The 17,298-nt window shown below is 62.0% G+C and carries 21 protein-coding genes and 1 pseudogene; 11 read left to right on the forward strand and 11 right to left on the reverse strand.

Annotated features, from left to right (window positions below; genetic code table 11):
* Positions 1 to 120 precede the first annotated feature (120 nt).
* On the reverse strand, positions 121 to 1,530 hold the full coding sequence (locus AWB69_RS05315; RefSeq protein WP_062082888.1) for an aminotransferase-like domain-containing protein: 1,410 nt from the start codon (positions 1,528 to 1,530) through the stop codon (positions 121 to 123).
* A gap of 170 nt (positions 1,531 to 1,700) precedes the next feature.
* Between AWB69_RS05315 and AWB69_RS05320 the strand changes: the two genes are divergently transcribed.
* Positions 1,701 to 3,029, forward strand: a complete 1,329-nt coding sequence (locus AWB69_RS05320) for an aspartate aminotransferase family protein (protein ID WP_062082890.1) — start codon at positions 1,701 to 1,703, stop codon at positions 3,027 to 3,029.
* 128 nt (positions 3,030 to 3,157) lie between these two features.
* Here AWB69_RS05320 and AWB69_RS05325 read toward each other — a convergent pair whose 3' ends face one another.
* On the reverse strand, positions 3,158 to 3,652 hold the full coding sequence (locus AWB69_RS05325) for a DUF6496 domain-containing protein (RefSeq protein ID WP_062082892.1): 495 nt from the start codon (positions 3,650 to 3,652) through the stop codon (positions 3,158 to 3,160).
* Between the two features lie 185 nt (positions 3,653 to 3,837).
* Here AWB69_RS05325 and AWB69_RS05330 point away from each other — a divergent pair, with 185 nt between their 5' ends.
* Positions 3,838 to 4,101, forward strand: coding sequence for a PepSY domain-containing protein (locus AWB69_RS05330; protein ID WP_062082894.1), 264 nt, complete (start codon positions 3,838 to 3,840; stop codon positions 4,099 to 4,101).
* A gap of 64 nt (positions 4,102 to 4,165) precedes the next feature.
* On the opposite strand, the gene AWB69_RS05335 is transcribed toward AWB69_RS05330, so the two are convergent.
* Positions 4,166 to 4,876 (reverse strand): ArsR/SmtB family transcription factor, encoded by a 711-nt coding sequence (locus tag AWB69_RS05335; RefSeq protein WP_062082896.1) that lies wholly within the window; start codon positions 4,874 to 4,876, stop codon positions 4,166 to 4,168.
* A gap of 127 nt (positions 4,877 to 5,003) precedes the next feature.
* On the opposite strand from AWB69_RS05335, the gene AWB69_RS05340 reads away from it, so the two are divergent.
* Together AWB69_RS05340 and AWB69_RS05345 are read left to right on the forward strand one after the other, a co-directional pair.
* The gene (locus tag AWB69_RS05340; protein WP_062082898.1) at positions 5,004 to 6,392 is read left to right on the forward strand and encodes an MFS transporter; all 1,389 of its coding nucleotides are present in this window, start codon (positions 5,004 to 5,006) and stop codon (positions 6,390 to 6,392) included.
* A 171-nt stretch (positions 6,393 to 6,563) separates the two neighbouring features.
* Positions 6,564 to 7,145: a DNA-3-methyladenine glycosylase gene (locus AWB69_RS05345; RefSeq protein ID WP_062082900.1), complete on the forward strand. Its 582-nt coding sequence runs from the start codon at positions 6,564 to 6,566 to the stop codon at positions 7,143 to 7,145.
* Between the two features lie 63 nt (positions 7,146 to 7,208).
* Here AWB69_RS05345 and AWB69_RS05350 read toward each other — a convergent pair whose 3' ends face one another.
* Both AWB69_RS05350 and AWB69_RS05355 read right to left on the reverse strand, forming a co-directional pair.
* Positions 7,209 to 8,009, reverse strand: a complete 801-nt coding sequence (locus AWB69_RS05350) for an alpha/beta hydrolase (protein ID WP_062082902.1) — start codon at positions 8,007 to 8,009, stop codon at positions 7,209 to 7,211.
* Between the two features lie 62 nt (positions 8,010 to 8,071).
* Positions 8,072 to 8,980: a LysR family transcriptional regulator gene (locus AWB69_RS05355; protein ID WP_062082904.1), complete on the reverse strand. Its 909-nt coding sequence runs from the start codon at positions 8,978 to 8,980 to the stop codon at positions 8,072 to 8,074.
* A 173-nt stretch (positions 8,981 to 9,153) separates the two neighbouring features.
* Between AWB69_RS05355 and AWB69_RS05360 the strand changes: the two genes are divergently transcribed.
* From AWB69_RS05360 to folE, 3 genes are all read left to right on the forward strand, one after another.
* Positions 9,154 to 9,918, forward strand: a complete 765-nt coding sequence (locus tag AWB69_RS05360) for an SDR family oxidoreductase (RefSeq protein WP_062082906.1) — start codon at positions 9,154 to 9,156, stop codon at positions 9,916 to 9,918.
* Positions 9,919 to 10,026: 108 nt separating this feature from the next.
* Positions 10,027 to 10,263, forward strand: a complete 237-nt coding sequence (locus AWB69_RS05365; RefSeq protein ID WP_062082909.1) for a hypothetical protein — start codon at positions 10,027 to 10,029, stop codon at positions 10,261 to 10,263.
* Between the two features lie 96 nt (positions 10,264 to 10,359).
* Positions 10,360 to 11,007 (forward strand): GTP cyclohydrolase I FolE, encoded by a 648-nt coding sequence (gene folE, locus AWB69_RS05370; RefSeq protein ID WP_062082911.1) that lies wholly within the window; start codon positions 10,360 to 10,362, stop codon positions 11,005 to 11,007.
* A gap of 47 nt (positions 11,008 to 11,054) precedes the next feature.
* On the opposite strand, the gene epsC is transcribed toward folE, so the two are convergent.
* The 3 genes from epsC to AWB69_RS47490 all read right to left on the reverse strand — a co-directional run bounded on the left by epsC (position 11,055) and on the right by AWB69_RS47490 (position 12,659).
* Positions 11,055 to 12,014: a serine O-acetyltransferase EpsC gene (epsC, locus tag AWB69_RS05375; protein WP_062082913.1), complete on the reverse strand. Its 960-nt coding sequence runs from the start codon at positions 12,012 to 12,014 to the stop codon at positions 11,055 to 11,057.
* A gap of 113 nt (positions 12,015 to 12,127) precedes the next feature.
* Entirely contained in the window at positions 12,128 to 12,373 is a 246-nt protein-coding gene (locus AWB69_RS05380) for a hypothetical protein (protein ID WP_062082915.1), read from the reverse strand.
* On the reverse strand, positions 12,363 to 12,659 hold the full coding sequence (locus AWB69_RS47490; protein ID WP_156528743.1) for a hypothetical protein: 297 nt from the start codon (positions 12,657 to 12,659) through the stop codon (positions 12,363 to 12,365). The genes AWB69_RS05380 and AWB69_RS47490 overlap by 11 nt, the downstream gene beginning before the upstream one ends.
* Here AWB69_RS47490 and AWB69_RS05385 point away from each other — a divergent pair.
* Entirely contained in the window at positions 12,658 to 13,215 is a 558-nt protein-coding gene (locus tag AWB69_RS05385; RefSeq protein WP_062082917.1) for a DUF3005 domain-containing protein, read from the forward strand. The genes AWB69_RS47490 and AWB69_RS05385 overlap by 2 nt on opposite strands.
* A 100-nt stretch (positions 13,216 to 13,315) precedes the next feature.
* Here the strand turns inward: AWB69_RS05385 and AWB69_RS48585 are convergent, their stop codons facing one another.
* Positions 13,316 to 13,486: a hypothetical protein gene (locus tag AWB69_RS48585; protein ID WP_197500168.1), complete on the reverse strand. Its 171-nt coding sequence runs from the start codon at positions 13,484 to 13,486 to the stop codon at positions 13,316 to 13,318.
* 276 nt (positions 13,487 to 13,762) lie between these two features.
* On the opposite strand from AWB69_RS48585, the gene AWB69_RS05390 reads away from it, so the two are divergent.
* The 3 genes from AWB69_RS05390 (at position 13,763) to AWB69_RS05400 (ending at position 15,331) form a co-directional block, all read left to right on the forward strand.
* On the forward strand, positions 13,763 to 14,191 hold the full coding sequence (locus AWB69_RS05390; RefSeq protein ID WP_062082919.1) for a hypothetical protein: 429 nt from the start codon (positions 13,763 to 13,765) through the stop codon (positions 14,189 to 14,191).
* 108 nt (positions 14,192 to 14,299) lie between these two features.
* Positions 14,300 to 14,899 (forward strand): short chain dehydrogenase, encoded by a 600-nt coding sequence (locus tag AWB69_RS05395; RefSeq protein WP_062082921.1) that lies wholly within the window; start codon positions 14,300 to 14,302, stop codon positions 14,897 to 14,899.
* Positions 14,900 to 15,331, forward strand: coding sequence for a GNAT family N-acetyltransferase (locus AWB69_RS05400; RefSeq protein WP_062082923.1), 432 nt, complete (start codon positions 14,900 to 14,902; stop codon positions 15,329 to 15,331).
* Between the two features lie 26 nt (positions 15,332 to 15,357).
* Here the strand turns inward: AWB69_RS05400 and AWB69_RS05405 are convergent, their stop codons facing one another.
* Entirely contained in the window at positions 15,358 to 16,287 is a 930-nt protein-coding gene (locus tag AWB69_RS05405) for an SMP-30/gluconolactonase/LRE family protein (protein WP_062082925.1), read from the reverse strand.
* A gap of 61 nt (positions 16,288 to 16,348) precedes the next feature.
* Positions 16,349 to 17,224 (reverse strand): annotated as a pseudogene (locus AWB69_RS05410) (aldehyde dehydrogenase family protein); the annotation flags it as partial.
* Positions 17,225 to 17,298 lie beyond the last annotated feature (74 nt).

Genomic DNA, 17,298 nt, shown 5'->3' on the forward strand with positions numbered 1-17,298 from the left:
GCTGCGTGCCGCCCGTTCAATTCGCGAGGGCGAGTCTGTCCTGATCACTTGAAACTAACCACACGATTGTTCCTAAATAGTAAACAAATCGAACGGCCTGTTGCTCAAGCTCATCCTTCTCTAGCGCCTCTTCCACTTTTCTATGAACCCCCACAACGCGTCCTCAGTGGAATACGGCACGTTGAAGCGAAACCAGTCGCTCGCGGCGTCCCCCGGGCGGAAATACGAACCCGGAGCGAGCCAGATGCCGTCTTCCAGCGCCTGCGTCGCCAGTTCGTTTGCCTGTTCGGGCTCGACCGGCAAACGTGCCCAAACAAACAAGCCTGCGCGCGGGCGATGAAACAGCTCGACACCGAGCGAGTCCATCCGGTCCTCGACCTGCGCGTGTGCGTCCTTGAGTTTTTCGGTGACCGATTCCACGTGGCGCGCATAACGCCCTTCGGTCAGCACTTTCTCGACAATACGCTCCGTCGCCGCCGATGAAGTCAGCCCCACCGCCATCTTCGTACGCGCCAGTTCACGCAGCACGTCACGCTCGGCGACCACATAACCGCAGCGCAATCCCGGCGTGATCGTCTTCGAAAACCCGCCGACATACAGCACGCGGTTCAAGCCTTCCATAGCGGCCAGAAGCGGCGCGCCGGGCGGCGCGAGCTCGCGGTTCACATCGTCTTCCACGACCCACAGGCCGTAGCGCTCCGCGATCTGCAGCAGGCGAAACGCGGCCGCCATGCCGAAGGTCGCGCCGGTCGGGTTCTGCAGCGTCGTGTTGAGAAAGATGGCCTTGGGACCATGCTCGATCACCAGTTGTTCAAGCACGTCGTTATCGATTCCTGCCGGCGTACGCGGCACACCTCGCACGATCAGGCCGCCCAGTTGCAGGATCTGCAGCAGATTGCAGTAACCCGGATCTTCCACAATGACCGTGTCGCCCGGGCGCAGCAGCGTGCGTACGATCAGGTCGAGCGCCTGCGTGGCCCCGGCGGTCAGCAACACGTTCGCGGCAGGGTCGGCGGGCAAACCGTAGCGGTCAAGTTGCTCGGCAATCCGCTCGCGCAGCGGCGCAAAACCGTACGGGTGCCCGTAGTCGGCCATGCGTGCCGCCGGCACGCGGCTGATCGAGCGCAACGCGTGATGCAGGCCGCTCTCATTGACCCATTCGTTGGGCAGCCAGCCGCAGCCTGCCTTGATCGGCACGGAATGATCGGCGAATACATCGGACAGGAGCCACGTGGCGGTGAGGCTCGGCGGCTGCCACGCCACCGCGCGCTTGTGCGCCGCCGGAGCCCGCGCCGCCACCCGGTAGCCCGAGCCGCGCCGCGCGACCACGAGGCCCATCGACACAAGGCGTCCATACGCTTCCGTTACCGTGAAGGTGCTCAGCCGTTCCGCCTGCGCGAGCTGGCGCACCGAAGGCAGCAACGCGCCGGCACGCAGCGCCTGCTGCTCGATGGCGCCGGAAAACGCCCGCACCAGTTGCTCGACGAGCGTCATTTGCGCGCGGTCACGGTCCAGTTGAAGTTCGATCATGAGTCGGCAGGAAGAGGATGATGAAGGGTGATGAAAGTTGATCGCCCAGAATAATCGACCACTACAGTTTTTGCCATTTTGCCAGCACAGTTCTCTCCGCGACAGGGCAACTGTCTATGCCGCGGGTTTTTATCGAGGACTACATTGCGTGTTCTAACAGGAGATTTCCCATGACTTCGCGCCCCGTCATCGACGACCTCTCGTCGTTCTGGATGCCTTTCACCGCCAACCGGCAGTTCAAAGCTGCCCCGCGCCTGATCGAGGGCGCCAAGGGTATGTACTACCGCGCGACCGATGGCCGCGAGATTCTGGACGGCTGCGCCGGCCTGTGGTGCGTGAACGCGGGCCACTGCCGCGACGAGATCGTCGCCGCGATCCAGCAGCAAGCCGCCACGCTCGACTTCGCACCGACCTTCCAGATGGGTCATCCGCTCGCATTCGAAGCGGCCACGAAGGTCGCGGCGATCATGCCGGAAGGCCTCGACCGCATCTTCTTTACGAATTCCGGCTCCGAATCCGTCGATACCGCGCTGAAAATCGCCCTCGCCTATCACCGTGCACGCGGCGAAGGCCAGCGCACGAAGCTGATTGGCCGCGAGCGCGGGTATCACGGCGTGGGGTTCGGCGGCATCTCGGTCGGTGGCATCGGGCCGAACCGCAAGACTTTTTCAGGCGGGTTGCTCCCGAACGTCGATCATCTGCCGCACACGCACGCACCCGAGCACAAAGCGTTCTCGAAGGGCCAGCCGGCGTGGGGCGCCCATCTCGCCGATGAACTCGAACGGATTGTCGCGCTGCACGATGCGTCGACCATCGCCGCCGTGATCGTGGAGCCGCTGGCGGGGTCGACGGGTGTGCTCGTGCCGCCGCAGGGTTATCTGCAAAAGCTGCGCGAGATCTGCACGAAGCACGGCATCCTGCTGATTTTCGATGAAGTCATCACGGGTTTCGGCCGGCTGGGCAAAGCGACGGCAGCGGAATATTTCGGCGTGACGCCGGACCTGATGACGCTCGCCAAGGCAATCAACAACGCCGCCATTCCGATGGGCGCCGTGGCTGCGCATCGCAACGTGCACGACACGATCATCAATGCGGGTGCGGCGAACGGTATCGAACTGTTCCACGGCTATACGTATTCGGCGCACCCGATGGCCGCCGCCGCCGCGATCGCCACGCTCGACCTGTATGCACGCGACCAGCTGTTTGAGCGGGCGGCATCGAAGGCACCGAAGTTCGAAGCCGCCGCTCATGCGTTGCGCGACGCGCCTTATGTGAAGGACGTGCGCAATCTCGGCATGGTGGCGGGCGTTGAACTGGAATCGCGCGATGGCGCGCCGGGCGCGCGGGCCTACGAAGCGTTCGTGAAATGCTTCGAGGCGGGCGTCCTGGTGCGCTATACAGGCGATATTCTCGCGTTCTCGCCGCCGCTGATCATCGAAGATGACCAGATCGAGCAGATTTTCAGCACGGTTCGCAAGGTGCTCGAAACGGTGAAATAACGCGGTTTCATCCGCCGCTTGACGTCACTGACGTGAGCGGTGAGCGGCACGCAAACCGACGTGCAAGTGTAAAGGCCGTTCTGGAGTGATCCGGAACGGCCTTTCTTCGTGGAAGGGCTGCAAATGCGCTAACGCGCATGCCGCGTCGCACCGGCCTTCGAAGCTGCCGCGCGGCGCGTCTGCCAGCCTTTCCTGGCGGACGCCGAGCGTTCAGCCGCAGAACGCCGGCTCGCGCTTGCGTGCGTCTGCTTCGACAGTGCTTTGTGCGAAGCGGCCTGGCTACCCTCGCGTTTAAGCACGCGCGTGGACGTAGCGGAGCGCTTCGCCTTGGATTCCGCGCTCGCGCTGCGTTGCGTCTTGTGCTGGCCGGCTTGTGTGTCCTTCGCTGCTTTCTTGCGAGTGGCGGCGGAGACCGCACCCCTCTTCGGCGCCTTCAGACTCACGCCCGACCTGCGCGCCTCGGACAACCCGATAGCGATTGCCTGCTTCGCGGACTTCGCACCGTGCTTGCCTTCACGAATGTGATCGATCTGCTCCTTCACGAACGCGCCAGCCTGCGTGCTGGGCGACTTCCCCGCGCGTTTGGCGGCATGGGCACGTTCGACAGTTTTCTTCTCGGGCATGGCGACACTCCTTTGAAAAAATGGCGTTGGACTAGCCATAGCCAACGCAGCAACGCCCGTGCCAAAGCCTGCGGCAGGCATCACTGTGCGCATCCGTCGCGGATCATCGTGTAAGCGTGATGTTAGATTCACAAGCGACTAACCCAGCCGTTGCGCTGACCCATTCGATTCGTTAAGGAGAGCAAATGTTGAAGAAAACGTGTACCGCGGCAGTAAGCGTCCTCGTACTCGCAGCAAGCAGCGCGGCATTCGCGCGTGACCAGCCGGGTGCGGACTGGATAACAAAGGACGCGGCAATCGCGAAGGTCAAGGCGCAGGGTTACGACGCGGTGCGCCTCAAAGCCGACGACGGACGCTGGGAAGGCGAAGCCACCAAGCAGGGCTCGTTCTATGAGATCCACGTCGACCCGCACTCCGGCGCGCTGACGAAGAATGAATTGAAGAAATAATCCTGTTGTACCCGTTGTGATGTGCGGAAAAATCCTGCAGCGGTTCGCGCCGGTGCAGGCCAGATTACACGCTGGTCTGCACCGCTCTCTCGTCCACGCCAAGTTGCTCTTTCAACCCGGCCCATCCCTTCGGCGTCACCTGAACAGCACGTGAGTTTTTCAAGCGGCGTAGCCACCCCTCCGCGCAAAGCTGCGTCATGAACGCGACGCCCAGCGGCCCGGCGAGATGATGCCGCCGCTCGGTCCAGTCGAGGCATTGCCGGGCGAGACCGCGTCGGGTCGGTTTCAGCCCGGCCATGTCCAGGCCCATGCTGTTAAACCATTCGACGCCGGCCGGCGTCACATCGAATTGCCTGTCATCGGTGGCGACGACCAGCGCGCGGTCCTGCAACGCCTGCGTCACCGCCACGCCCAGGCCGCCAGCGAGATGGTCATAACAGCATCGTGCGAACTGCAGGTCCCGGGCTTCCCGGCTGCGCGGCAGTCGACGCACGGGTTCGCTGGGTGCAATCGATGCAAGATTTTCAAGCACCAGCGCAACATGCGTACCGGCCAGACGGTAATACCGATGCCGCCCCTGCGTTTCCACCAGCAACAACCCGCCGGCCAGGAGCTTCGCGAGATGAGAGCTTGCCGTCTGGGCGGTGACGCCGGCCACGTAAGCCAGCTCGCCCGCAGGTTGCGCGCGGCCGTCGGCGAGCGCCATGAGCATGGCGGCGCGAGTGGGATCGGCGATCAGGAAAGCGGCCGACGAGACCGCGGGATGAGGGTACATGAAGGATCTCCGCTATGACCTCGCCATGATAGTCCGGCCGCCTGTGCGCATGCTTCGATACGCGTCGAAGCTTGTGGCATGACGGCGCCCCTACACTGGATTTCCCGTCCCGCAGCGAAAACTCCCCGTGCCCGACACCCGAACGCTTCAGCGCCGCGTCCTCGCCGCGACCAGCATCAGCTATATCGTCGTGATCCTCGATACGTCCATTGTCAACGTTGCGCTAAGCAGCATCGCCAATGCGCTCACGACCGGCACCGCGGGCCTGCAATGGGTTGTCAACGCGTACACGATGACCTTCGCGAGCCTGTTGTTGACGGGCGGCGCGCTGGGTGACCGGTTAGGCGCGAAAAACGTCTATTTCGCCGGCCTTGCCGTGTTCACGCTGGCATCCGCGCTCTGCGGCCTTGCGCCCAACCTCGCGGCGCTGACCGGCGCCCGCGTGTTGCAAGGGATCGGGGCGTCGATGCTGGTGCCGTGTTCGCTGATGCTCATCAACCGCGCCTATGCAGACCCGGCCGAGCGCGGCCGCGCGATCGGCCTGTGGGCCGCGTGTGGCGGCGCGGCGATGGCCGGTGGTCCATTGATCGGCGGCATCCTGATCCATGCGTTTGGCTGGCGCAGCATCTTCCTTGCGAACCTGCCGATCGGGTTGATCGGCTTGTGGCTGACATCGCGGGTGGCACGCACTGAACGGACTGATCGTGCACGGGTAACGCGTCATCTCGATCTCGCCGGTCAGGCGGCGGCAATCGCGGCGCTGGGCATGTTGATCGGAGTGCTGATCGAAGGGCACGCGTCAGGCTGGCGTTCGCCGTGGATCCTGAGCGGGATTGCGCTGAGTGTTCTTGCCGCTGGGAGTTTCGTCGCAATCGAATCAAGGCGGTCGCAGCCGATGCTGCCCCTGTCCTTGTTCGGCAACCGGATTTTTTCCAGTGCTGCGTTTGTCTCGATGGTGTCGGCAATGACCTTCTATGGCCTGATCTTCACGCTGAGTCTTTATTTCCAGCAGGTGCGGGCGTATTCGCCGTTGCTGACCGGCCTCGCATTCCTGCCGCTGACCGCACTGGTGACCGCGGGCAGCATGTCGGCGGCGCGGTTCGTCGGGATGTTCGGGCCACGCTGGCCGATCTGCGCCGCATTGGGGATCTATACGATCGGCTTTCTCGGCATGCTGATGTCGACGGACACTTCGCCGTACTGGGTCATTGCGCTCCCCATGCCGGCCATCGGCTTTTGCGCGGGCCTCATCACGCCGATAGCCACGCGCTCGCTGATGGATACCGTCGATAAAAACCGCGCCGGGATTGCGGCCGGCGTGCTGAACTCGGCGCGGCAGACGGGCGCGGCGCTGGGCGTCGCGGTTTTTGGCGCGATGCTCCCGTCGCCCGATCAGTTTGAGCACGGCATGCATACCGCAATGGCGATGGCCGCGGCCATCTTGCTGACAGCGGCGCTGGTCTGGTGGTTTGCATCGAAAGCGCTGGCTCGGGAGCGGATTAGCCAGATTGTTTGAGGATTCTGCTGGCAGACGGGCACGCGTGCCGCGTGGATTCCCGCGCGCGGGTGGACGGAGGATGCCGACGACGGCAAAATCGAGGCGCTGAACGTCCACCGCAAACGAAGCATCCTGGCCGCCGTGGCTGAACCCGAACAGCACACTCTTGTGCGAACGCCTCCTTTGACGATGCCCAAATCATCCCGCACTACAGCACCAATCGACTTCTACGCGCCGTCCGAACAGGTCGCGCGTCGCCTCATCGGGGCAATCTTCACGGTCGACGGCGTCGGCGGCAGGATCGTCGAAACTGAAGCCTACGATCCCGAAGATCCGGCGTCGCACAGCTTTTCCGGCCCCACCCCTCGCAACGCCGTCATGTTCGGCCCGCCCGCGCACGCGTACGTGTACCGCTCGTACGGCATTCACTGGTGCCTGAACTTTGTTTGCCGCGAAGAAGGCCACGGCGCAGGAGTGCTGATCCGCGCGATTGAACCGCTGACCGGACTCGATGCCATGCGCCAGCGGCGCGGCCTTGAACCAGCGAAGCTGTTGTGCTCGGGACCGGGACGCGTCGCGCAAGCCTTGGGCATTACGCACGGAAACAACGGCATGTCGCTGCTTGAAGCGCCGTTTCACATTGAAGCGCCGGAGGAGGACTATCCGCTCGCAATCGGGCCGCGCATCGGCCTCACGAAGGCAGTGGATGTACCCTGGCGCTTCGGGCTTGCAGGATCGAAGTTTCTCAGCAAGCCATTCCCGAAGGCTTGATCAAAGTGCAACCCCATTGCGCGGGTGCATGGCCAAGCGTTTGATAAGGGTTGCGAAGTAACATCAATCCTGCATCAATTTCGCTAACGCCCTGAGTTGCAAACCATCTGGATCTGCAAGGTCGTAGAGAATGGAAAAATGATCTGCGCCCGGCACCGGCAAGTAAGTCACATGTTCACTCGCGTCAGCGCAGGCATGCGCATAGTCATGAGAATGGCGGATGAGTTCAGGCAGTTCTGCGTTGCCGACAGTGACGACCATCGGTGCACCCTGAGCGATGTGCCGCATCGGGCTGAAGCGGGTGATTTCCTCTGCCGATAACCCGAGCTTGTCGTTCAGCCGACCCGCGCTGATGGGTTCGAGATCGAAGAGACCGCTGACCGGCAGCGCGTATTTGACCGCCGGATGATAACGATGCATGGCCGTCAGATGACCGCCCGCGGAATGGCCGCCGAGTATGAGCGTTGTATGGCGTTGCTCGACGAGGAAGTCGAGCAGCCGTCCGATCTCGCTCACAATTTGCGTCATTGATGAGATGGGCGCCAGCGTGTATTCCGCTACTACAACGTTCATGCCACGGGCGAGCGGCCCTTCTGCCACGAAGGCGCAGAGCTCCTTGTCGCAGCTTTGCCAGTAGCCGCCATGGACGAAAACGAAGGTTGGCGCAGGGGATTGCTTGTCACTCGATGCCGGGAAGAAGTCGAAGCGCTCGCGCGGGGCAGGACCGTACCGGACATCGAGTTCAGCACCGGGGTGCGCTGCGTAGAAGGCCGCGCTGCGGGTTTCAAAGTCGGCGGGCGGATCGCCATTGCTGTATGCCGCGTCGAGGGTTGCGCGGTCCATGGTGCGCCACGGGGATTGCATGCGGTTTGTCTCCTGGAAAGAATGCGGGGCTCGATGCGGAGTTTACAGGGTTCCGCCTGGTCTCAGCTTCTGTCCCACGGCGCCACTCCTCCCAAGACCTCAACCAGGTAATCGATCATCACCCTCACGCGTGAGCTCAGATGCCGCCGGCTGGGATACATCGCGAGCACGTCGATATCCGCCATGTGGAATGCCGGCATCAGCGCCACCAGCCGCCCCGCTCGCAGATCGTCGCCAATGATGAAGGTCGGCTGCCAGATCACGCCCAGCCCGGCCAGTGCCGCCGAGCGCGCGGTGTCGCCGTTGTTCGTATGCATGTGGCAATTCACCCGCACGGTGTGCGGCTTTTCATCGGCGTCCAGAAACTGCCACTCGTCTCCGCTCGCGGCATACGTGTAGCCAATACAGCGATGCTCGCCCAGATCCGAAGGGCGCTCCGGCAAGCGCCGCCCCGCCAGATACGCGGGCGCCGCGCACAGCACGTTGCGCGACGCGGCGAGCTTGCGGGCCGCATTGCCCATCGACCCGGCACGCGAAATACGAATCGCGAGGTCGTACCCTTCATCGACAATATCCACCACCCGGTCGACCAGCGATACATCCAGTTCCACCTCGGGATACCGCCGCATGAACTCCGGCCATAACAGTGCAAGCTGCAACACCCCAAAGCTCAGCGGCGCGTTGATGCGCAACCGCCCTCGCGGCTCGGCCGTCGACGACGACACCAACCCCTCCGTCTCGGCCAGGTCATCGAGTATTGCAACGCAGCGCTCATAAAGCGCCTCGCCGCCCGATGTCAGCGACAACCTTCGCGACGTCCGGTTCAGCAGCCGCGTCCCCAGATGCGCCTCCAGTTCGACGATATAACGCGTCACGTTGGCGGGCGAGGTATCGAGCGCATCGGCGGCGCGCGTGAAGCTGCCGCGCTTGACCACGGCCACGAAGACCTCATAAGCGCGCAAGCGGTCCATTGAACGTCTCCGGTGGGGATTGGGCGGAACTCCGGTACGCCGGCTCAAGATTCACAAAAGCTGAACGATAAGACCATCTTCCGTGCCTGTTCGCAAGCTTCAGGTGAGCCTACATTGCGTCACATGGACCGGGGCATTGGGCGCCGGACAAGCTGAACAAACGGAGAAACATCATGAATCGACTGACAGGAAAGGTTGCTATCGTCACGGGCGCAAGCGCCGGCATCGGCCGCGCCACAGCTAAATTGTTCGCGGCGGAAGGTGCGAAGGTGGTCGTTGCCGCCCGCCGCGCAGCCGAACTTGAAACGCTGGTGGCAGAGATCAAGGCGGCCGGCGGCGAAGCCGTCGCTCTCGCGGGTGACGTGCAATCGGAAGACTATGCAAAGGCGGTCGTGGCGCTCGCCATCGACAAATTCGGCCGGCTCGACGTCGCTTATAACAACGCCGGCACGCTGGGCGAAATGGGACCGTCGACGTCCGTCTCGGTGGAAGGGTTCAACAACGCGCTCGCGATCAACCTGACCAGCGCATTCCTTGGCGCGAAACACCAGATCCCGGCCATGCTCGAACACGGCGGCGGGTCGATCATATTTACATCGACGTTCGTAGGTTATTCGTTTGCATTCCCCGGCACGGCGTCTTACGCGGCGAGCAAGGCCGGCCTGATCGGCCTTACGCAAGCACTCGCGGCCGAATATGGCGCACAAGGTATCCGCGTGAACGCCGTGCTGCCCGGCGCCGTCGATACCCCGATGTACCGGGACATGAACGACACCATCGAATCGCAAACCTTCGTCACCAACCTGCACGCGTTAAAGCGGGTTGCAACACCGGAAGAACTCGCACGCTCGGTGCTGTATCTCGCCTCCGATGACTCCTCGTTCGTCACCGGCACGGCATCACTCGTGGACGGCGGCGCGTCCATCACACGCACGTAAACAGACCGCATTTATCCCGGTATCTCCGATACCCCGTGCATCGGACAGCCATCGCGGATGGAACGGCTCTTGCGGCGCTTTGCCTGCCATTCACTCAAGGAGGGCGACATGACGGGCAAGCAAACAGACACCACGACTGAGACGAACTACGCGGGCCGATCGCAAGAGGAACGCCTGGCGCAACGAAAGGGCAAAAAGCAGCGCGCGCAGGAACAACCCGGTGGTCACCTGGCGCAAGAAGGCACGGAACCGGACAAGCACCACAGCTCGGGCAAGCTGACGGAGGAAGGGAAAAAGATCTGGCGAACCGGCTCGGGAATCGATGGCGGCGGTAAAACCTCATAAACCCGGCATACCCGACATAGCGCCGGGGTCTTCCAAATCGTAAAACGTGGAACAATGAGGGCTTCATGACTTTGCTACATGCATCTGGAGCCCTCGATGAGCGCCACGCGTAACTCCCCCAACGCGTCTTCGGACATCCATGATCAAGCCGATCGTCCGAGCCGCGAAGAAGCTGAAGCCGCCGTTCGCGTTCTGATCCGCTGGGCCGGAGACAACCCGGCGCGCGAGGGACTCATTGACACCCCCTCCCGCGTCATCCGCTCTTACGAAGAATTCTTCGCGGGTTATGCGCAGAATCCTCACGACATCCTGGCGCGCACCTTTTCCGAGGTGCAGGGCTACGACGAGATGATCGTGCTCAAGGACATCCGCTTCGAAAGTTACTGCGAACATCACATGGTGCCGATCATCGGCCGCGCACACGTGGCGTATCTGCCGCGTGAGCGCGTGGTGGGCATCTCGAAGCTGGCGCGTCTGGTCGATGCCTTCGCGAAGCGCCTGCAAATCCAGGAGAAGATGACGGCACAGATTGCCGACACGCTGGAAGAAGTCCTGCAACCGCTAGGCGTTGGCGTGATCCTGGAAGCCACGCATCAATGCATGTCCACCCGCGGCGTGCATAAAGCCGGTGCGTCCATGGTGACATCGCGGATGCTGGGCACGTTCCGCGACGACCCGTCCACCCGCCGCGAATTCCTCTCCATCGTCGGGCATTCGAGCGCGTTCAGCGTGTCGAATAGCTGAAAAGCTTAGCAAGGTTCGCTGAAGCTTACGCACCATTCAAGCGCCCTTCACGCGCCTTGGCCATCGTCCGGTGCGTCTCCTGCGCCGCCTTCGCGGATCTTGCCTTGCGAGACGTTGCTGCCCGGTGGCACGCTATGCGTGAGCCACACGTTGCCGCCAATCACCGAACCGCGCCCAATGGTCACGCGTCCGAGAATGGTCGCGCCGGCGTAGATCACTACATGGTCTTCCACCACCGGGTGCCGCGCGTTGCCCTTCACCAGCACACCGTCGTTACCCGCCGGAAAACTCTTCGCGCCCAACGTCACTGCCTGGTACACACGCACGTGCTGGCCAATCACCGCCGTCTCGCCAATCACCACGCCCGTCCCGTGATCGATGAAAAAACTCGGCCCGATTGTCGCGCCCGGGTGGATATCGATCCCCGTCGCCGAGTGCGCGATCTCGTTGATGAAGCGCGCGAGCAAGGGTACGCCGAGCTTATGCAAAGCATGCGCCAGACGATGATGCGTCATGGCCCAGATGCCGGGATAGCAAAGCAGGATTTCCGTGATGTGCTGCGCGGCCGGGTCACCCGCGAACGCAGCCTGGATGTCGCTCACCAGCAGCGCCCGGATGGCGGGTAACTGCGCGCCGAATTCACGCGCGAGCCTGAACGCATGCACGCCGAGTTCGGCGTCGCTCAGGCCCTGGTTCTCCGGCAGGAAACGCAACGCACGCCGGATCTGTTCGGAGAGCAGGCGCAAGGTGCTTTCGAGCGTGTGGCCGACGTAATAATCCACGCTTTCGGCGGTCAGGTCGGGCGCACCGTAATGGGTGGGAAACAGCGCGGAGCGCAGTCCATTGACGATCTTCACGATCGCTTCACGCGACGGCAGTTCGCGGATTCCGAGCGGATGGCGCGTGCGGTGCAACTGTTCGCGCGACGCCCGCAAGTCGGCGACGATCTTGTCGAGGCCCCATTCGTGGGAGGGTAATTGATCTTCTTCGGAGACAGTCTTGGGCATGTCGGGAGCAAGGGCTGATGACGCCGTGTTGAACGGCACGATCTAATGATGCCCCGAGATTAACCGTTTTTCCGCAAGACCGCCGCCTGGGCGCGAAACATCTTCGAGCGCACTCAGGACTTGGGTTCGACCTTCACGTGGCTGGCGTCGATCCAACGGACGGCCCAGTCGCGAGCGTGCGCAATAGCTTCGTCGGCGTTGCCAAAGCGCAGGTCAGAAGGGAAAAAACGATTGGCCACCAGTTCACCGTCGCTCGATCGCGAGATGACCACGTAGGGTTGGAAACAGCCGTCGCCCTGACGTGCTGGTGCACAATTGAGTAAATAGCCGCGATGTGAAAATGCCGCGTCATATTGCATGAGTCACCCTGATTTTAAGTGCCCCGCTGGATTCGCGATGGTCGTCTCCCGCTCGCTTGAAACGCGCGAATCCGGCAAGCGGCACGAAGCCGTCCGGTGGCGCACGCAGGCCTGGCGAACAACAAATCATACTCTTGAGAAAACCTTCGTTGGGTTGAAAAAAATCAATTTGGCTTAGAACATTTACTGCTGTTTTATCCCGCGGTTTATTCCAACGCGGCTTTGTGCGCCGGAATGTTTCTTGCGTCATGTCTTTTGTTAACCTGAACCGGGTGGAGCGAATCATGAACAACGCACCGAACAACGAATCGCAGGAAAAGCAAACGCAACGCGCAGCGGGACACGAGGCCGAGCCCGCGCAAACGGGTGGCGGTGCGTCTGATTCATCGTTGAAACATGCCGGGCCACTCGGTGAAACCGACGTCACCCAAACCGACGTCACGCGTCGTGCAATCGACGTTCTCAACGACGACACGCTGGACGATACCGTCGAAGCCGATGGGAAAAATCGCGACGCCTCGCACGACGAAGCCCTGCTCGAGCAGAACCCCAACGCATTTATCGGCGTGGATGCGACGCTGGTGAATTCGCACTTTGAACAGGGCGACGGCCTGGGCGGTTTCGACAGCCGTCCGGCGCGCAGCGGCCTGGCGCTGGCATTGGAGGAAGGCTTCAGTGTCGTGGATAAGGGCATGGTCGCACCCGATGTGGAGGAGGTCGAGCGGCAGTACGAATTCGTTGAACGTGATCCCCACGGTTACAGCTTGCGAGGACGCAGGCATTTCGCCATCAACCATGTCAGGCCATCGCGCCTGATCGAAATAAAGCGACGCGAGAAATAACCGGAACAACATGCCCACGCCCTGCTGAAAGAGTGAAAGACGAAAGCCGCCAGTCAAAAAATGCGGCTTTCGGTCTTTTCCGTTCTTCACGCTATCCGAATCATTTCTTTTCGGGCTTACCCTTCTTTTCATCTTCGTCGGATTCAATCCGTGTCACGCCGCCGGTTGAAGGCGGATCGCTGGCGGGAAAGGTATCTTCCACTGCGCGGTCGATGTCTTCCTCCTCCCGATGCGAATGCGGGCGCTGTTCCTTCGGTTTTGTCGTGGTCATGACTGGCTCCTTGACTGTGTAAAGCCTGCCATCGCGTGCAGCGTCGTTGCAATGTCATGGCGTCGTGCGAAGCTTTTCAACGGTGCAGGTTCGACGAGCCGCCGCAGGAAAACCAGCGTTTCGTCAGGTAAATCGCTGTCGCATGGGCTTCAAGGAATTGAAAGCAAGCGATATACCCAGATTTCACGTGATCTGGCACGACCCATGCATAAGACTCTCCCGCGAATCAGACGAATGCAGCACGATGCATCGAAAAGACCAGTCCCGGGGGCCAGCATGACCACTACCAACACATACTCGAACCAAACCATCGATCAAGCGCGCCGCGCACACGGTGCGCGTGGCGCGTGGCGCGAGCAAGCGCTGTCGTCCACTGCACTGGTATGCCTCGGCCTGGCATACGCCCTGTCATGGGTCGAAATGGGCCTGGCGCTGATGACCGGTCCCGGCGAACCCGTTGCCGCGCTGATTGCATCGCGTGCGCTGGTTGGCGGCTTGTATGCTTGCGTGGCGTTTCGCCTGCAATGGGCACGCTGGATCACCGTCGTCCTGGGCTTTGCGTCGGTTGTGCTGGTCGGTCCCATGCTTGGCGCCGAATGGCGTGCTTTCCCTGCCGCCGCGCTCGTGACTGGCGCCGTGCTGGTGTTCAAGCTGGCGGCATCGATCCTCCTGCTCTCGCCGGACGCATCGCACCGGACGCGTTGAAGGTGAAGTCGAATTTGAGGTGCGCCTGAGAGAAACGGCCCGGGACGCTTGTTCAAGCGGCCTGTAAAACGCACAATGAGAGCCCGTTTCTTCTTCGATGAGCCTCTCATGAAAATTGCCGTCATCGGTGCAACCGGCACAGTCGGCCGCGCTGTCTTCTCCGAATTCCAGCCGCGTCACGAAGTATTCGAAATTGGCGCCACACGAGGCGCGCACCGCGTCGACCTGACGAAAATCGACAGCATCAATGCGCTGTTCAAATCGATCGGTCAGGTCGATGCCATTGTGGCCACTGCCGGGCATGTTCACTTCGGCGAACTCTCGCAGATGACCCCCGAGCAATTCCGCATTGGCCTTGACGACAAGCTCATGGGCCAGGTCAACCTCGTGTTGGTCGCGCAGCAATATCTGAACGACGGCGGCTCGTTCACGCTGACCAGCGGAATCGTGGGCGACGAACCCATCAAATACGGTGCAAGCGCGGCAGCGGTCAACGGCGCCATTGAAGGTTTCGTGCGAGGAGCCGCGATCGAACTGCCGCGCGGCCTGCGCATCAACGTCGTGAACGCAACCATGCTGGAAGAGGCGCGTGAAGCGTTCGGGCCGTATTTCCGCGGCTTCGAAGCGGCGTCCGGTGCGCGTGTTGCACTCGCGTACAGCCGCAGCGTGGAGGGCCTCGAAACCGGCCGTATCTACAAGGTGCGTTGAATGGTTACCGAGTGGTCGAGAAACGAGTACTGCGTTACCACTGACATCAGTACGTTCGACTTCGACGTCGTGCATCGCTACTTGAGCGAGGAGGCTTACTGGTCACCTGGCATCTCGCGCGAGAAGGTCGAGCGGGCTGCCGCTCGTTCGCTCGCGTTCGGCCTGTTTCATCACGGTGCGCAGATTGGTTATGCACGCGCGATCACGGACACCGTGAGCTTCGCGTATCTCGCCGATGTGTTTGTGCTTCCCGGCCGTCAACGCGACGGCCTGGGCACATGGCTGGTGGAATGCGTGCTGGCGCATCCGGATTTGCAGGGTTTGCGCAAGATGATGCTGACGACCACGAGTGCTCACACGCTATACGCCCGTTTCGGTTTTGTGGTGCCTGCGCAGCCGGAAAAGCTGATGGAAAAACACGCGACGGAGTGATGTCGGGGAGATGTCGGAGAGATGCTTCAGCCGCCGATCACGCCCTGCGTGTTGACGTAAAGCGAGTAGAGGCCGTGACTCGCCGCCATGAACAAGCGGTTGCGATAACGGCCTCCAAAACACACGTTGGCGCAGCGCTCGGGCAGCGCGATATGTCCAATCGCCTCACCTTGCGGCGTGAAGATCCTGACGCCGTCCAGTTCGTCGCTGCCCATGCCCCAGCCGCACCACAGGTTGCCGTGCACATCCACGCGAAAACCGTCGGGCGTGCCCTGCCCGGCATCAATCAGCTCGCGCTGGCTGGTCAGCTTGAGGCCGTCGCTCGAGACCTCGAAAGCGAGGATCTTGCGCGGCGTCGCCCGCGAATCGACGATATAAATCACCGACTCATCCGGTGAAAATGCGAGTCCGTTCGGGCCAATGAGCGAGTCGGCCATCATCGAGATCTCGCCACTCTTGCCATCCACGCGATACACCGCCGGCTTCAACTCCGGGTCCTTGCGCTCGCCTTCATAAAAACCGTCAATCCCGAAGGTCGGGTCGCTGAACCAGATCGAGCCATCGGATTTCACGATCACATCGTTCGGTGAATTGAGCGGCTTGCCGTTGTATTGATCGGCAAGCACGGTGACCGAACCGTCGTATTCCGTGCGCGTCACGCGGCGCGTGAGATGCTCGCACGTGACCAGCCGTCCTTCGCGATCGCGGGTGTTGCCGTTGGCATTGTTCGAAGGCTTGCGGAACGGGCGAACCTCGCCGGTTTCTTCGTCCCAACGCAGCATGCGGTTGTTCGGAATGTCGCTCCATACCAGCGTGCGGCTGTCGCCGAACCAGACAGGGCCCTCCGACCAGCGAGCCCCCTGGTACAAACATTCGACCGACGCCATGCCGACACGCAGCGCGTTGAAGCGCGGATCGAGTACACGGACGGCGGGATCGGGATAACGGCGTTCCATCTGTTTTCATCTCCTCATTGTTTGATTCGTTCGATTCGTTCGAGACGTTTGCTTCGCGTGTCTAGTTGGGTCCGAGCTCGCCATCGCGCAGGCGCCACAGGCTTAACGGATTGTCGTCCTGAAGTGCAAGCGGCAGCAACGCCGGCGGCAGATCCTGGTAACACACCGGCCGCAGGAATCGTTCGATCGCCATCGCACCCACCGAGGTCGCGCGGCTATCGGAGGTAGCGGGATACGGGCCGCCATGCACCATCGCATACGAGACTTCAACGCCGGTCGGAAAGCCGTTCGCCAGAATCCGCCCGGCCTTGCGTTCAAGGATGGGCAGGAGGCGGCGCGCGAGCGGCACGTCGTCGCTTTCCATCTGCAGCGTCGCCGTCAACTGGCCTTCAATACGCCGTGCCAGGTCCAGCATTTCGTCCTCGCTGCGGCAGGTCACGATCAGCGACGTAGGTCCGAATATCTCGTCCTCGAGTTGCGGCGTGGCGAGGAATGTCGCGGCGCTCACGGTATAAAGCGCGGGCAGCGCCGGACACGAAGCATCGGATTCGGCACCGGTTGCAACGCGCTCCACGCCCGACTGATCGCGTCGTGCGATGCCTTCCTGATACGCGGCCGCAATGCCCGCTGTGAGCATCGTCTGGGCGCCCTTCTTTTCGAATGCGCTCACGGCGTAGTCGATAAACGCCTGCAAATGCGGCCCTTCGAGCGCCAGCACCAGACCCGGGTTCGTACAGAACTGACCGACCCCGAGCGTCACTGAATCGACGAAACCGTTCGCCAGCGCTTCAGCACGCGCCGCCAGCGCACCCGGCAGTACGAAGAAGGGATTGATGCTGCTCATTTCGGCGAACACGGGGATCGGCTCACGCCGCTTGGCCGCGATCTCGATCAACGCAAGACCACCCCGCCGCGAGCCCGTGAACCCGACCGACTTCTCGTAAGTCAGCAACTGTCTGTCATGAGGAACAACGCGTAGTCAAAGGCGGGTTGTTCGAGATCACCCATCCG

It is taken from the genome of Caballeronia udeis (genome assembly GCF_001544555.2).
In the GTDB taxonomy this organism is placed as follows: Bacteria; Pseudomonadota; Gammaproteobacteria; order Burkholderiales; family Burkholderiaceae; genus Caballeronia; species Caballeronia udeis.